Source organism: Rhizobium sp. SG2393, from assembly GCF_042610495.1.
Classification (GTDB): Bacteria; Pseudomonadota; Alphaproteobacteria; order Rhizobiales; family Rhizobiaceae; genus RU20A.
The window spans coordinates 117,138-132,263 of record NZ_JBHGAP010000008.1; the positions used below are offsets into that span (position 1 = coordinate 117,138).

Consider the following 15,126-nt stretch of genomic DNA (forward strand, 5'->3'; position numbering starts at 1 on the left):
CGGCCAGCCCCGCGGCGGCCACTCAATTCAAATGGACTGCATGATCTGCGCAAAGCTGTCGGCAAAGATGCGCAGCATGGAGGCAATGCCGAGATAGGTCAGAAACAGGCCGCCCAGAATGAGATAGGGCGTGGAGATGAAGGCGATCGGAATGGCGGGCGCCAGCTTGTTGACCATGCCGATGGCCGTGTTGAAGAGGATGCCGAACAGGATGAAGGGGCTCGACAGCTTCAGCATCACCATGAACGTGGTGGAAAGCGAATCCGTGAGCGAGACCAGAAGGTTCTGGGGATCGAAGCCCGTCTGCATCGGCAGGGCCGTGTAGGACTGGATGATGGCCTGGAACATGATGTGGTGGAAATCCAGCATGTAGAGCATGATCAGTCCGGCATAGGTGATCAGGTTGGTCAGCTGGTTTTCGGTCGCGTCTTCCAGCACATCCTGCATGGGGGGTGCGGAGAAGCCGATCATCAGCGACAGGACGGTGCCGACAAACTGGAGGCCGAGGAAGTAGAAACGGGCGACGAGCCCGATCGCGGCGCCGATGATCATCTCCGAACCGATAAGGTAGAGGTAGGCGCTGTTGCCGATCGAAACCTTCGGATAGATGTCGTCCCACATGACCGGCAGGATGGCCATGGAAACGGCCACTGCGGTCAGCAGGCGAACCTGGGCGGGAACACGGGCGGTGGAAAAGCCCGGAATGACCATCAGGCAGGCGCCGATCCGGCAGAACGCGGCGAAGAGCGCCAGGATCATGCCCTGCGGATCGGTGATGCCGGGGATCATGAGATCGAGCCAATGATCTTGATTTCGAGGCCCTTGGCGAGCTCGACGTGGCTGAGGACCGGCAGGGTGGCGAAAAGACGTTCGATGATCATGCGCACATAAGAGCGGGATTCGGGCGAAGACACCAGCACGAAAGGCATGCCGCGGTCGAGATGTTCGCGGATGACCTTGCTGGCCTGCTCGGAAAACTCTTCCAGATGCCGCGGGTCGATGTCGAATTCGGCAATTTCGCCCTTGGCGTCGCGCTTCAGCGCCTGGTGGAACACCATGTCCCACTTGCTGCCGAGACGCAGCACGCGCAGCACGCCATTGTCGGCAAGGTCGCCGCACAGCTGCTGCGACATGCGCACGCGCACATGCTCGACGATCTGCTCGGTCTTGCGCACATGCGGGGCAAGCTCCGCCACGGCTTCGAGGATGAGGTGCAGGTTGCGGATCGAGACGCGCTCGGCCAGCAGCAGCTTCAGCACCGCCTGCAGGCCGGAATAAGACATGTGCGAGGAGCAGATCTCGTCCGCGAGCTTGCGATATTCCGGATCCAGACGCTCGATGAGGATCTTGACGTCCTTGTAGGACAGAAGATGCGGCAGGTTGTTGCGGATGACTTCCGACAGGTGGGTCAGAACCACCGAGACGTTGTCGATCGGGTGGAAGCCTTCGCGCTTCAGGTCTTCCGTGAAGGTCTCCAGGATCGAGACGGCCGGCATGCCGAAAGCGGGTTCGCGGATATCGTCGCCTGGCACGCTTGGCTTGCGGCCGCCGCCGGTGACGACGAGAACTTCGCCGACGCGCACCGTGTTCGAGGCGATCGTCGTGCCGTGGATGCGGATATGGTAGGCCTTGTCGGGGATGGTGATGTCGTCGTTGACCTTGATCTCCGGCACGACGAGGCCGTACTGGCTGGCGAACTTGCGCCGCATCTTGCCGACGCGGAAGGCAAGCTCCTGGTGGGCGCCGAGCAGGCGCGTGGAGACCTGCTTGCCCAGCATGAGCTCGATTTCCGGGGTCTTGAGGACCGACTTGACCGAGTCCTTTTCCGTCTCCTGAACCTGCTGGGCGTTGGCCGCCTCTTCCGCGCGCTTCAACTCGGCCTGGGCCGCCAGTTTGCGCGGGATCGTCCAGGCGAAGAAGCCGAGACCGCCGCCGAGGATGGCGAAGGGGATGAAGGGCAGCCCCGGCATGACGGCCAGCATCGAGATCAGGCCGGAGGAGACCATCAGCGCCTTCGGATAGCCGGCGAGCTGGTTGACGACGGCCTCGTCGGTGGAACCGGCACTGCCGCCGCGCGAGACAAGCAGGCCTGCTGCGAGCGAGATGATGAGGGCCGGGATCTGCGAGACGAGACCGTCACCGACCGACAGCTTGACGAAGACGTCGGCCGCTTCGCCGATGTCCATGCCGTGGCGGAAATAGCCGATGATGATGCCGCCGAAGACGTTGATGGCGGTGATGAGAAGGCCGGCGACGGCATCGCCGCGCACGAATTTCGACGCACCGTCCATGGAACCGTAGAAGGAGCTTTCCTCTTCCAGCTCCCGGCGCCGGCGCTGGGCTTCCTTCTCGTCGATGATGCCGGCCGAAAGGTCGGCGTCGATCGACATCTGCTTGCCGGGGATGGCATCGAGGGTGAAGCGGGCGCCGACTTCCGCGATACGCGTGGCGCCCTTGGTGATGACGATGAAGTTCACCGTGATCAGGATGAGGAAGACGATCAGACCGATGACGAAGTCGCCGGACATCACCAGGCTTGCGAAGCCGGCGATGACGCCACCGGCGGCATCATGGCCCTGGTGACCATGGGAGAGGATGACGCGGGTGGTGGCGATGTTGAGCGCCAGCCGCACCATGGTCGAGATCAGGAGAATCGTCGGGAAGGACGAGAATTCCAGCGGCTTCTGGATCCACAGCGCGACCATGAGGATCAGGATCGAGAAGGTGATGGAGAAGGCGAGCCCGATATCGATGAGGAACGGCGGGATCGGCAGGAACAGGATCGACAGGATCATCACGATGCCGAGCGCGAAGCCGATATCGCGACCCTTCGGCGCTGCCTTGGGGATGATCAGTGCTGCTTGTTGAGCCATGGCGCTGTCCGTCTCTTCATGAGATCCGGCGGCCGATCATGGGCCGCCCATTTCATGCCGAAACTATCGGGCGAAGCTTGCGCGAGGATGGCCGAAAAGGAAAAAGCGCCTGGCCAGAAAGGGTCAGAAGCCCGTCTGGATGCGCGAGAAGACGACGTTGGTGAAGATGGAGATCTGCGAACCGATGAAGGGCGCGGAGATCGCGACCGCCACCATCACGGCGACGATCTTCGGCACGAAGGTCAGGGTCATTTCCTGGACCTGCGTCAGGGCCTGAATGAGGGCGACGACGAGGCCGACGACCATGGCGGCGCCGACCGCTGGACCCGACGCGACCATCACTGTCCAGATTGCATTCTGGACCATGTCAAGCGCGTCGGCTTCATTCATCAGGTGCCGCTTTCCGTGGTGCCGCTATTGCCGGTGGCGGTGGTGACGACGGGATCGCCGATCTTCACACCCTCGCCGACCGGAATTTTGTTTCCGTCAGCAAGCACCGCCGTGATTCCCGAAGACGATACCTCAACTTGCTTGACGACACCACTCGTCTTGCCGTCCGCACTGGTGAGCGTCCGGCCGATGACCGAATCCGCCTGGCCGAGCGCGCTGCTCTTCAGGAGGGATTCCAGGTTGGTGTTGGTCTTGATCGCCTGCTCGACCTGCGAGAAGGTCGCCAGCTGGGCGATCTGCTCGGAGGCCTTCATGGGATCCGTCGGATCCTGGTTCTTCATCTGGGCGACGAGCAGCTTCAGGAAGCTGTCATAGTTGACGCTGGCCGCCTTCGACGCCTTGGTCGCCGCCGAGGCGTTGTCGGTCTTCGCCTGGATCGTCGTATCGATCGGGGTTACCGCCATGGTGCAATTTCCCTTCGGATCTGCTCGATCGTCGCGGCCGGCATTTCCTCGCTGTTGAGGATCCGATCCTCGGTCGCGTAGAGACCGCGAATGGCCTTCAGCGCGTCGAAGGCACGGCCCGAGGCGACAAGTCCGTCGATGCGCTTCAGTTCGGCCAGAACCTCGTCGTTGCGGAAGCAGTTCAGCAGCATGATGACCGACTTGCGGAACATGGCGGTGGACTGTTCCGCGCCTTCCGGGTTGATCAGGATCATCTGCGCGATGAAGTAGAGCTGCTTGAGCGGCGTGTTGGCATCTTCCGGCTGAAGAACGTGGTTTTCCAGAAGGAAGGTCACGTCGTTCAGGAACTCGATGGCCACCTTGCGATCGACGCGCAGCACCGCACCGTTGACGAAGATCCGCTCTCCAGACTTCAGTGAAATACGCAGTGTGCTCTTCATTTGAGGCCATCCCTGATGATGGTGGTAATGTCTATGATGCCCTGGAAATTCATGGATTCCCGTTTCCGTATCTTCTCGGTTTCATTGAGGATCCAGATGGCGATGGAAATGAGATTGGCGCGCAGCTCGTCGTTCAGCTGGTTTTCCGGAGACCTGAGGTCTTCGATAAACCGGATCCATACGCGACGCGTGAAGTAGACCGCCTCGATCGCCTCGCGGGAATAGCCGCGCTGCTTGCTGGCGGTCTCGAGCAGGGCGATCGACCGGTCGAGAACCTGCCGTTCGCGGTCCTTTGCATCCGCGACGCCGTCCTCCATGATCTCGGCGTATGAAAACTGGTACATTCAGACATCCTTCATGTTGTCTTCGTTCCCTCGATCATTTGAGGAAGTTGATCAGGCTCATCTGTTGTATGCGCGAGGTCAGCGTGTACGAAGTCTGGATCTGGGTCAGCAGCGTGTTCATTCGCGTCGACGCCTCATAGGGATCCACGTCCTCAAGGTCACCGATATGGGTGTCGACCAGGTTCGTCTGCAATTGCAGCGTCGTATTGGCCTTCTCGACACGGTTTTGCGAAACACCGAGCACGCTCGCTTCGCGGATGAGACCCGCGATGCTCTGCTGGGCATAATTCTGCACCATGACGTTCAGCTTGGTGCGGACTTCGGAGTTGATGCCCGAATCGAGCAGTTCCATCCCGACGACCGAGGCGAGCGCGAACATGCGCACGCCGGTCGAATTGGCATTGCTCGAACTTTGCACCACCTCGTTGGCGGAAATTCGGCTCTGGATGTTCTGGTCGGACGCCTGCGACCAGTCCACCGTCCACTGGGCGCCGGTATAGTGCGGTTCCAGCGTGTTCTTCACGAAGTCTTCCATGTCGGCGACCGTGAAGTCTGCCATGGACGCAAGGCCACGGGACGTCATGAACGCCGTCTTGGCATTGTCGAAGGTCGTCTTCGCCGCCGAGCCCGGGCCGTAGTTCGCCAGCGGTATGGCATCTGTATTGATGCCCGCCATCAGGTATTCGCCGTTGAAGGCGCGCGTGTTGGCGGCGCCCAGAAAGGTCTGGAACGACGATGTCAGGTCCGTCTTGGCGATGCTGAGGTTGGTCTTGTCGTCCGAGCCGAGCACGGAGAGCAGCACCGTGTTGATCTTCTCACCGGCCTGACGCATGCTGTCGAGGGCGACCTGGGAGGCGGACAGGCGCTGCCCGACGACCGTGTTGGTTTCCTTCAGACTGTTGATGCGGTCCAGCTCGGCCTTGAGGTTGACGACCTGCGAGGTGCCGGAGCCGAGGGTTACGCCGGTATCCTCGTGCTTGCCGGTGGTGACCTCGGTCTGCAGCTTCCTGAGCTCTTCCTGAGCCCGGTTGATGGTGTTGCGCATCGCATTCTGGCCGGCGAGCGTCGATACGAAGGATGTCTTCATCGTCCGTTACCTCACCGAGTCGAGCAGCGTCCGCAGCATTTCGCTGACGGTGCTCAGAAGCTTGGCCGAAGCCTTGTAGGACTGTTCGAGATCAAGCATCAGCGACAGTTCCTCATCAAGGCTGACACCGGTTTCGTTGGCCAGCGCCTGATCGGTCTGCGAGCGCATCGCCGACTTGGTCTCGTTGGCCGACTTGGCCGTGCTGCGCATCTCTTCCAGCCAGCCGATGGAGGCCGCGCCATAGGAAATGACCGAGGCGGTGCCGATGATGCCGGCACTGACATCGAAGGTGCGATCCTGGCTCATCCCCACGACGTAGCTGTCGAGCAGGGTTGAATAGCTCACCGATGTGGGCCCGGCGCCCGTCGGATCGTTCGGGCTGTAACCCGTGCCGTTGATGCCGCCGTCGCGCAGGACGGAGGGCTTGGCGATCGCGGCCGGCGCCACGGCGATCGAGTTGGCGATGCCCACCTCGCGCGTCGTGGCGGACGGAAGGGCCGGACCACCGCTCCAGGTGAAGAGACCGGCAAGATCCGGCTGCCCGGTGCCCGTCTGGTCCGTTTCCTTGAACATCAGGATGAGGCCGCGCGCCGTCTCGTCGAGCTGCGCCTGCATGGTGGGCGCGACGCTGTCCCGCAGTTGCAGGAGACTTGCCAGGGTACCCTGACTGGAGGTGTTGCCGCCGCTGCCCGCCTTCATCGGCACCCCGTCCACCAGGATGTCGTTGCCCGTCACCGCCGGATCGAACGTGCCTTTCGGCGTAAAGGTGACGGCTCGGGCGGTGTTTTCAAACAGCACGGTGCCATCCGTGTTGTAGAGCACCATGTCGTTGTTGTTGCGCGTGACGGTCTGGATGCCGGTCATGGCCGCGATCTGCTTGAGCAGCGCGTCGCGCCGGTCGAGGGCATCGCTGGCATCCTTGCCGGTCGCCGTGAAGGTGATGATCTGGTCGTTGACCTCGCCGAATTTCTTCAGCATCTGGTTCAGCTTGCCGACCTGCTCTGAAATCTCCAGATCGACCTGGCCGCGCAGCGCCTGCACGGCGCGCGTGGTCTGGTTCAGCGAGTTGGCGAGATCGCGTGCATCACCGATGACGGAGGATGCCATCGTGCCGTTGTTCGGCGAGGCGGCGTAGGCCTGGAGGCTATCCCGCAGCACGGACATATAGTGCGAGGGCGACTGCTTGTAGTCCTCGCCGCCGAGCGCGGACTGCAACTCCTGCAGACCGGCGAGAAGGCGCTGCTGACCGGCCTCCTCCGCGATGCTGGTCACGTTCTGCTTGAAGAGATTGGCATTCTGGGCGCGCTGGACAGTGACGAAGCGCTGGCCGTCGGAATCGATCCCCATCATCGCCAGACGGCGCGCGTAGTCCGCGTTGCCGGAGTTCTGGATGTTCTTGGCAACAATGGCCGACTGGGTCGCAGTATTGCCGAAGATGGTCTGCGCCGTCTGGATTGTCGATGCGAGGGTCATGACGTGATCGTCCCTGGCCTAAGCCAATTAGCGCTTCAGGTTGACGAGAACGTCCAGCAGATCGGCGCCGGTCTGGAAGACCTTCGAGTTCGCGGTGTACGAGCGCTGCGCTTCGATCATCGTCGTCAGTTCGGTCGCGATATCGACGTTGGAGGTTTCCACCGCGCCGGCGATGACGTTGCCGAAGAGGCCTTCACCGGCAAAGCCCGTGACCACGACGCCGGAGTCCGGGCCCTGGGAATAGACGTTGCCGCTCTGCGGGATCAGCTTGTCCGGGCTCTGCACATTCGCCATGGCGACACGGAAGACCGGGCGCGGATCGCCGCGGTCGTAGGTGAAGTAGAGAACACCGTTGCTGTCGATGTTGACGCCCTTGACCTTGGCGGCCGCGTTGCCGTCGATCGAACCGCCATCCGGATTGAAGGGGTAGCCGAGCTGGGTCGTCTTCTTCAGATCGACCTCGATCGGCGTCAGCGTTGCACCCGTCGAGGGAACCGCAAGAGCGGTGGTCGTCAGGGTCGTCGGCGTGCTGGTCAGTTCGCCCGCGGCGTTGAAGGTCAGCGTCTTGGTGGCGACGCTCGTGCCGGAATCGCGGTCGATCACGTCGACGGACCAGGTCGTGGCACTGGCCTTCGTGTAGTTGAAGTCGAGGAGGTGCGCCGTGCCCTGGCTGTCGAAGGCCGAAAGCGAGGTCTTGAAGGTGTCACCGACGGCCGAGGATGCCGGAAGGTTGGCACCCATGGATCCCTTCGCGGAGGCCTGCGCCGTCAGGCCGGTCGTCGCAAGGTTGATCGGCATCAGACCGTCGAATCCGTTGACGACCATGATCGGGTCCTGGCCCTGGAGGTACTTGTAGCCCATCAGGGTGAAGCCGGCCGTGTTGACGAGGTTTCCGTTTTCGTCCTGCGTGAAGGCGCCGGCACGGGTCAGGTATTCCTTGCCGTTGTTGTCCGTGACGATGAAGAAGCCGTTGCCGTCGATCGCCATGTCGGTCGAGGACGTCGTATAATTCGTCGCGCCGGCTTCCGAGATCGAGTAGCGCGTCGATGTCTGGACACCGCCGGAATTGTAGCTGCTGGACGTGGCCGGGAGCAGCATGGTGGAGAATTCCGTCGAGACGCGCTTGTAGCCTACCGTGTTCGCGTTTGCGATGTTTTCGCCGACTGCGGAAAGACGGTTGGCCTGTGCGTTCATACCGGAGCTACCGGTGTGCATCATCCCGTAAAGGCTCATGTCGGAATCCTCGTTTTGTTGTTCCGCAAGATTAAGTTTCGGGCCTTGCGTGAACCTGTTCTCCGTCCGGAGAGGGCCGCCACCCGCTCCGGACGGAGAAAAATCGCCTACTCCCAGTCGATGCAGTAGCCAAGGAAACGCTTGGAATCGATCGGGTCGTGGCCGAGCTTCTTGCGCAGCTTCTTGCGCAGCTTGCTGATGTGGCTCTCGACGACGTTCTCTTCGACGTCCTCGTCGAAGATGCCGTAGATCGCGTTGAAGATCTGCGTCTTTGAGACGCGCCGACCGCGGTTGGCGACCAAATATTCGAGGATGCGGCGCTCGCGGCGCGGCAGCGGGAAGACTTCGCCGCTGATCTCGGGATCGCGGCCGTCGGAGAAGACGCGGATCGAGCCGACGTCGGTGTAGTTCACGATCGCCTTCAGGCGCCGGCGGATGGCCGCGGCGCGGGCGAGGATCTCGCGGGGATGAACCGGCTTGCGCACGACATCATCGACACCGCAGTCGAAGAGGGCGAGCGTGTTTTCCAGCGACGGGCTGTCGCTGACGGCGATAACCGGGGCCTGGGAGCGATCCCGGATCGCGCGGGGCAGGTTGAGTGCCTGATCGCCCTGGCCGATCAGGAAGGCTTCGACCGCCTCGATGTCGGCCGCCGCGGCCGTGTTCACCCACTCGCCGAATTCCTTCGGGTCGAAGCCGGTGGAAGGAACGCCCTCCCGACCAAACAACGACGTGTAACCGTCTTTTACAAGTTCTCTTTCGTCAACCACTACGATCATTCGTCCGCCTCCGAATCAATGTGGTACCTCGTAGCCCTAGAGGTACGAATCGAGGGAATCACGAACAACTATGGAAACTGACTGGCGGGATTTCATAGTTGATTAACCTTTCTGTCCCGATTTGATCCATATCTAGTGGGTCAGAGTGTTAAACAGCACTAATTTTTTGGGGAGAAAGTTAACGCTCCGTTAAAAATGAGTTGATGCCGCAAAATGTCCAAATTCTGGACACAATCCGTCATGCGACATTCAAGATATCTCTAATTCAATTTTTGCGGGTTAACGGCAGAAGTTCGATGCCGTGGGCGTCCACTGGCCGTAGCCGGTGGCCACGAGGTTGGCGATGACCCGGCAGACATATTGCTTCTGCGCCGGATCGTTGTTCGGACCGGCGTGGTAGCGCGCCACGGCCATCGTCCAGGTCTCATGGCGGGCATGCAGATCGGCGAGAAAGCGGGCCGCATACTCAACATTCTTGCGCGGATCCAGCATCTCTGCGGCCGAGGCAAAATGCTCGCCATGGAAGTGGTAGTTGATCTGCATGCAGCCGAGATCGATGAGCTTGGCCCCTTGCGCCCGCGCGGCCGCGAAGCGCTGCAGCACGCCCTCGGGGCTCTCTTCGAAGAAAGCCTTGCCCTCGATGTTCATGGCATAGGGTTGCAACGATCCCTTCCGGCCCGTTTCGGTCAGTCCCACCGAATACAGGATGCCGGCCGGGATGCCATATTTGGCAGCGGCATTGACGATTTCACGTTCACAGGCGCCGGCCGAAGCCTTTGCCTCAGATATAGACATCATCAGTGCGGATACGATCGCTGGCAGCAGCCAGGCCTTCGCTCGCATTGTTCATCCTCCAATCGCCGCCCGCGGCCCGCTCATGGCCGCTCTGACGACGCTCGTCCTGCGCCCTGCCCTCGGACGCCTGTTGTCTTGTCTGGGAATCACCGGCCATCTGGCCCGCTCCTCCCCCCGTCTGTGCATTCTGCTGACCGCCCGATGACGTATCCGGGGCGGTGCTCAGCACGACACTGATGCGGTCAACGGCAAAGCCCTGGTCACGCAGGGCGCGTGCCATCGCTTCCTGGTCCATCGACAGCTGCCGGAACGCTTCCGCGCTCGCGACCTTCAGCTCGACCTGCAGTTCATTGTCCTTCAACCGCATCGTCGCCGTCACGGCGCCGAGATCGACCGGGTTCAACTGGATCTTCAGCGTATGCAGAACCTTGCCTGCGCTGTTCCACGCATCCGGATTGGACAGCACGGTCGATGCCAGCAGGCTGGACTGTCCGTCCATGCTGGAAACGATCGCATTCGTCACCGCTTGGGCATTGGCCGGCAGGGCCACGCCGAGATAGCGCCGGCTTTCCAGCACGGTGACAGGCTCAGCCTTGAGGGCCGACGTTTGCTGATCGCCCTTGCCGCCGTCGCCACCGATGCGCATGGTCATCACATCACCGGTGCCGTCAGCGCGGGCGAAGCGGAACAGGCGCTCCTTGTCCTTCGGGTGCGCCGGCGTCACGGCATCCGTGCCATCGTCCGCCGTCACAGCACCATCCGTCAGGCCGGGAAGATCCGTGCCGGCCTCCTTCGTCTTCATCCCCGCTCGCTCGGGGCCAGATGTTGCGGTCCGGCCGGCGTTGGGGATCGGCTGTCCTGCGGCAGCGGTCATCCCGAGCAGGTCGAAAAGCTGCCCGATCGGCGTCGCCGTCCCCGGCGCGCCCGGCTCAGTCGTGCCTTGCGTGGCCTCAAGCGGCCCGGCCAGGATGCCGGCATCGGGCTGCTCCGCCCCGGTGCGCTTCGCCGAGCCGGCGTGCAAGGACGTCTTCGTGGGCCGTTCATTGGCAGAGGCGCCCTCGGCGCCCACCGTGCCATCCGCATCGCCCTGGCGCGCCGTCGCGATGGTTGCGGCAGACAAGGACAGTCGGCCCTGCGCCCGCGGATCGCTGGTCTTCGGGCTGCCGCCCCTCCCGCTGTGCGGGATCATCGCGCCGCCGTCCGTCTCTGCCAGTTCGGCGTCTGAGAGCACATCCGCTGTCCCAAGGTCTTCCGCACCGGAAGGCTTCTGGAACCGGATGTCGATGAGCGGCTTTTGCGAGGGCCCCGGCGCGTCGTCGGCATTGTCGCTGGCCCGGCCTTTCGCATCACTTGCCTGGGGCGTGGCCGTGTTGCCGGTACGGGCCAGAATATCATCGAAGCCACCAGCATCGCCTTGCGACCGCCCACCCGATCCACCGCGGTCGCCATCGCCCGGCTTTGCAACGGGCGGCTTTGCAGTGGAGGCGGAAAGAAGGCTCTGGTCGAGGCCGGTCATCACTTTTCTTTCTTCAGAAGCGCGTCGATCGCATCGATCCGGCTCTGGTTCTGGGACAGGTAGTCCCCGAACTGCGGATCGACGAAGCTCGGCTTCTGGCCGTCAGTGGACACGGGCTGGGCGGCCGGCGTTGCCTTGGCATCGGCCGGGGTGGCCGCGAAGGGGCTGTCGCTGGCGCCGGCCCCGTCAGGTACGGGTTGAAGCTGCTCGGTCTCAACGCTAGCGGGAGCGGCTTGCGTCAGGCTTTCCAGATCTGGCTTTTTTAGCACCTGCTCAGCCATGGCGCGTGCGGCCTCGCGCAGAGCCTTGTCCTCGGGGCTCAGCGCCGTGTCCGGGATCGTGCCCAACTGCTGGACGGCGCTGACGATGTCGGCGGTCGGCACGTTGACAAGGCCGGAATAGAGATCGGCCAGTGCCCGGGGCTCGTCGTCCGTGGGATTTGCCGATAGCTGAGCCGCACGCTCCGCGGCAAGGCGGGCGAATTCGCTGTCCCCGTTGATCGCCGCGCGGCGGGCGATGCGCAGATAGACCTCTCTCTGCCGCGGCGGATCGAAGAAGCCGAGGATCTCGACGATGCGGGGCTCGTTCTCGGCATTGTAATGGGTGACGGCGAAATCCACGAAGGAATCGGCGAACTGGCCTACATAGGGCGACGAGAGGAAGCGCCGCGCATAGATCAGCGCGTAGTGAAAGGAGCGCTCCGTGTCCTGCTCGGTGATGGCCAGCATCATCCCACGGCGAAGAGCCGATTCCTCGATGATCGTGCCGGGCGATTCCAGCCGGGCCAGATCGAAATACCGGATCGCGTCCTTGGGCGCCTGCTGCGCGCTTGCATTGGCAAGCACGAGATAGAGATAGGGCACGATGCGGGAGTTCTTGTATTCGGGCAGGGTCGTCGTCAGCGTCTGCACCGTCAGTGCGCCCTTGCCATTCAGGTACTGGCGCAGGGAATCGGTCAGGCGGTTGTCGAAGTAGCCGTTGATGTCGCGGGCGGCGAGATCGGCCAGCGTCGCGGGATTGCCGCCGCTCATGGCGTAGATCATCGCGGCATCGACATTGCGCGGATCGCGGAAGACATCCGGCTTCGCAGCCCTCAAACGCTTGTCGATGGTGGCCAGCATGAAGCGCTGCATGTCGCTCGCCGTCTGGTCCCCCCTGACGATGCCATCCTGCACGGCCAGCAGGGAACGCACCATGCGATAGGGCGGCAGATCATCCGCCTCCTCCGCCATGGCGGGCGCGCCGGCGTAAGGCAGCAGGGCTGCAACCGAGATCAGGAGGAGGCGCAGGCGCCCGGCGAACATCACGTCTTGTCCTGTGTATCCTGAAGGAGAATTTCGATGCGGCGATTGGCCGGTGCCAGCGGGTCATTCACGACCTGGGGACGGCGGTCGGCGAAACCGCTGATCTGGCTCACGCGCTTTTCGTCCAGCCCGCCGCGCACCAGCATGTAGTAGGCGCTTTCGGCTCGCGCAGACGACAGGCGCCAGTTGTCGTAGGTTCCGCTCTTGAACGGACGCGCATCGGTGTGGCCGCGAATGGCGACCGCGCCTGGCCGCTCGGCCAGGATCTTGCCGATCTTTTCCATGGCGATCACCATATCGCGTTCGGGCACGGCGGAGCCGACGGTAAACATGGGAGCATCGACCTGCTCGCTGATGCTGATAAGCAGTCCGCCCTCCGTGGGCGTGACGATCAGGCCCTCGGCCAGCTTGCCGGCAAGCCCCCCGCCCAGTGCCTTGTCGATCGCCTGCTTCAGCTCAATGGCCTTCTGCTCCTCGGCTGTCACGGGCTTCACAGCATCCTGTGCCGCACCGGGCTGGGTCGCAGCAGACTGGTTAGCCGCGGACTGGTTGGCGGCAGACTGGGCCGCATCCTTGCCCGCGGCCGGATTGGCCGCATCGGCCTTGGCCACCTGTTGCTGGCCGGCCTGTTCCTTGCCTGTGCTGTCACCGGCAAGCTTGCCGGAGGAACCGCTCGCATTTTCCACCTGCATCTGCTTCGTCCAGAAATCCGGATCGAAGGGATCGCGGTAAGCCTCGCCGCCGTCAGCACCCGTCGCGGGACCGGACTGCTGGGCGCCGCCCTCCCCTTTCGCGCTGATATTGGCCTGCTGGCCGGTGTCCTTGGCGATTTCCGACAGGACCGAGTAGGGGTTTTCGAAGAAGTCTGCGTCGGAATACTTGGTTTCCTCGCCCGACGTCGCCGTCTGCTCCTCGCCTGTCTTGGCGGAGCCACCCGTCTTCGTCTGCTCGCCATCGATCTTGGACTTTTCCTGGTCCTGCTCGCCCTTGGCATCCTTGGCCGGCTTCTTCAAACCCTTTTCGGACGGCTTCTGGTCGGTGAGCTGAACCGGGTTGAAATAGGAGGCGATCGAGGCCTTGGTCTTCTCGTTGGCGGCATTGACAAGCCACATCACGAGGAAGAACGCCATCATGGCCGTCATGAAGTCGGCATAGGCGATCTTCCAGGCGCCGCCGTGATGGCCGCCATGGTGACCGCCATGCCGCTTGACGATGATGATCTCGTTCTTGCCGTGATGATGGCTTTCGGATTCGCTCATTCGAGTACCTTTCGAACCGTCTCAGCCCAGGCATTCATTCGGGTCACGAGCACGGCATCACCAAACTCGACCGTCAGGTCCACGTCGCCGTTTTCCTCGTGGCGGAATGCGAGGTCGGCATCGTCGATCTTGTCCCGCAGCCGTTCAAAAAGAGTTTCCGGGCCACGCACCGTAATGCGGCCGCAATCGCCTTCGGCAAAGGCCCGGCGGATCATGACCGCCATGTCGTCGATCGCCCGGCGCATCAGCGCCTCTTCCATGATCGGCGCCAGGGCGCGGGCCGTTTCCGTCAGGAGAAGGTCGGCGAGCGTATCGCCCAGCTCGCTGAAGCGGGAATCGATGCGGGCGGCAACCTGATGGTCGAAGCGGGTCAGCAATTCCTGCTTTTCCGCAGCGTGACGGGCTTCGAGCTCTTCAAGGATGGCGGCATGGGCAGAGACGGCGGACTGCTGGGCGGCGAGCAGCGCGTTGCGCTCCGCCAGGCCCTCGGCACGGCCCTTCTCATAGGCCGCGCGGCGCTCGGCTTCGATGTCGATCTCGGGCTGTTGCGGGCGTTGCGCGTGCATGTCCAGTCGAGCGGCTCTGGCGTCCTTGTCGGCGAAATAGCGCGGCGCCGCCGAAAGCGTGGCCATATCCACCTTCGGGGCGCTGAAATCTTTCAGATATCGTGAAAGCTGGACGGTCATTCGCTCGCTCTCGAGACGGATGCGACCGGACGTCCGTAGCGCCAGCGTCGAGTGCTTCCGGCTGATCCGGCGCATCAGCAGCCGGCTCCTCCAGGAACCCTCATACCGGAACCGCATTCGGACAGCGGCAGTCCGTCTTTTGGGTTTCGGCTCCGTTTCCGCAGGACCGTCACGGTCCTCCTGGTGGCGAAGCGCAGGCGGCGCGATGATCATATCGGCCGGCACCCACGTCATATGGCTGCGAAATGAGGCTAGGCGGTCAAACTTGTGCGAGGATGATGGCGCCGGTTCATGACCGTGCTGTGGGGTCAGGTTCGGCTGGTGCAGGTCTTCCCGGCTCGCTGCGCTTTCCGGCGCTTTCGGGAATGGCGCTGAACCGCGCCGGGGCAATCGGCGCGGTTCAGGCAGGGCCGCCGGACGCAGATGACCTGCGGCGCCCGGCGAAGACATGGCCGGCAGAGGCGCGGCCAAACTCTGCCGCCC

At 62.8% G+C, this 15,126-nt stretch carries 15 protein-coding genes; all 15 read right to left on the reverse strand.

Annotation, left to right across the window (positions count from 1 at the left end):
- Positions 1–27: 27 nt before the first annotated feature.
- Entirely contained in the window at positions 28–789 is a 762-nt protein-coding gene (locus ACED18_RS16075) for a flagellar biosynthetic protein FliR (RefSeq protein WP_377294044.1), read from the reverse strand.
- Positions 786–2,873 (reverse strand): flagellar biosynthesis protein FlhA, encoded by a 2,088-nt coding sequence (flhA, locus tag ACED18_RS16080; protein WP_377294046.1) that lies wholly within the window; start codon positions 2,871–2,873, stop codon positions 786–788. The genes ACED18_RS16075 and flhA overlap by 4 nt, the downstream gene beginning before the upstream one ends.
- Positions 2,874–2,996: 123 nt before the next feature.
- Entirely contained in the window at positions 2,997–3,263 is a 267-nt protein-coding gene (gene fliQ, locus ACED18_RS16085) for a flagellar biosynthesis protein FliQ (protein WP_377294048.1), read from the reverse strand.
- The gene (gene flgD / locus ACED18_RS16090) at positions 3,263–3,727 is read right to left on the reverse strand and encodes a flagellar hook assembly protein FlgD (RefSeq protein WP_377294050.1); all 465 of its coding nucleotides are present in this window, start codon (positions 3,725–3,727) and stop codon (positions 3,263–3,265) included. The genes fliQ and flgD overlap by 1 nt, the downstream gene beginning before the upstream one ends.
- Positions 3,718–4,167, reverse strand: coding sequence for a flagellar biosynthesis repressor FlbT (flbT, locus tag ACED18_RS16095; protein WP_377294052.1), 450 nt, complete (start codon positions 4,165–4,167; stop codon positions 3,718–3,720). The genes flgD and flbT overlap by 10 nt, the downstream gene beginning before the upstream one ends.
- Positions 4,164–4,511: a flagellar biosynthesis regulator FlaF gene (flaF, locus tag ACED18_RS16100; protein WP_377294054.1), complete on the reverse strand. Its 348-nt coding sequence runs from the start codon at positions 4,509–4,511 to the stop codon at positions 4,164–4,166. Before flaF ends, flbT begins: the two co-directional genes overlap by 4 nt.
- A 34-nt stretch (positions 4,512–4,545) precedes the next feature.
- Positions 4,546–5,598 carry a flagellar hook-associated family protein gene (locus ACED18_RS16105; protein ID WP_377294056.1) on the reverse strand — a complete coding sequence of 351 codons (1,053 nt, stop codon included), beginning with the start codon at positions 5,596–5,598 and terminating at the stop codon, positions 4,546–4,548.
- A 6-nt stretch (positions 5,599–5,604) separates the two neighbouring features.
- Complete coding sequence (flgK, locus tag ACED18_RS16110; RefSeq protein ID WP_377294058.1) at positions 5,605–7,071, reverse strand: flagellar hook-associated protein FlgK; 1,467 nt, start codon at positions 7,069–7,071, stop codon at positions 5,605–5,607.
- Between the two features lie 27 nt (positions 7,072–7,098).
- The gene (locus ACED18_RS16115; protein ID WP_377294060.1) at positions 7,099–8,304 is read right to left on the reverse strand and encodes a flagellar hook protein FlgE; all 1,206 of its coding nucleotides are present in this window, start codon (positions 8,302–8,304) and stop codon (positions 7,099–7,101) included.
- Positions 8,305–8,411: 107 nt separating this feature from the next.
- Positions 8,412–9,083 (reverse strand): transcriptional activator Rem, encoded by a 672-nt coding sequence (gene rem / locus ACED18_RS16120; RefSeq protein ID WP_377294062.1) that lies wholly within the window; start codon positions 9,081–9,083, stop codon positions 8,412–8,414.
- A 279-nt stretch (positions 9,084–9,362) separates the two neighbouring features.
- Positions 9,363–9,926: a transglycosylase SLT domain-containing protein gene (locus ACED18_RS16125; RefSeq protein ID WP_377294064.1), complete on the reverse strand. Its 564-nt coding sequence runs from the start codon at positions 9,924–9,926 to the stop codon at positions 9,363–9,365.
- Positions 9,865–11,394, reverse strand: a complete 1,530-nt coding sequence (locus ACED18_RS16130) for a flagellar hook-length control protein FliK (protein ID WP_377294066.1) — start codon at positions 11,392–11,394, stop codon at positions 9,865–9,867. Before ACED18_RS16130 ends, ACED18_RS16125 begins: the two co-directional genes overlap by 62 nt.
- Entirely contained in the window at positions 11,394–12,698 is a 1,305-nt protein-coding gene (gene motC, locus ACED18_RS16135) for a chemotaxis protein MotC (protein WP_377294068.1), read from the reverse strand. Before motC ends, ACED18_RS16130 begins: the two co-directional genes overlap by 1 nt.
- Positions 12,698–13,957, reverse strand: a complete 1,260-nt coding sequence (locus ACED18_RS16140) for a MotB family protein (protein WP_377294070.1) — start codon at positions 13,955–13,957, stop codon at positions 12,698–12,700. Before ACED18_RS16140 ends, motC begins: the two co-directional genes overlap by 1 nt.
- Entirely contained in the window at positions 13,954–15,114 is a 1,161-nt protein-coding gene (locus ACED18_RS16145) for a hypothetical protein (protein ID WP_377294072.1), read from the reverse strand. Before ACED18_RS16145 ends, ACED18_RS16140 begins: the two co-directional genes overlap by 4 nt.
- Positions 15,115–15,126 lie beyond the last annotated feature (12 nt).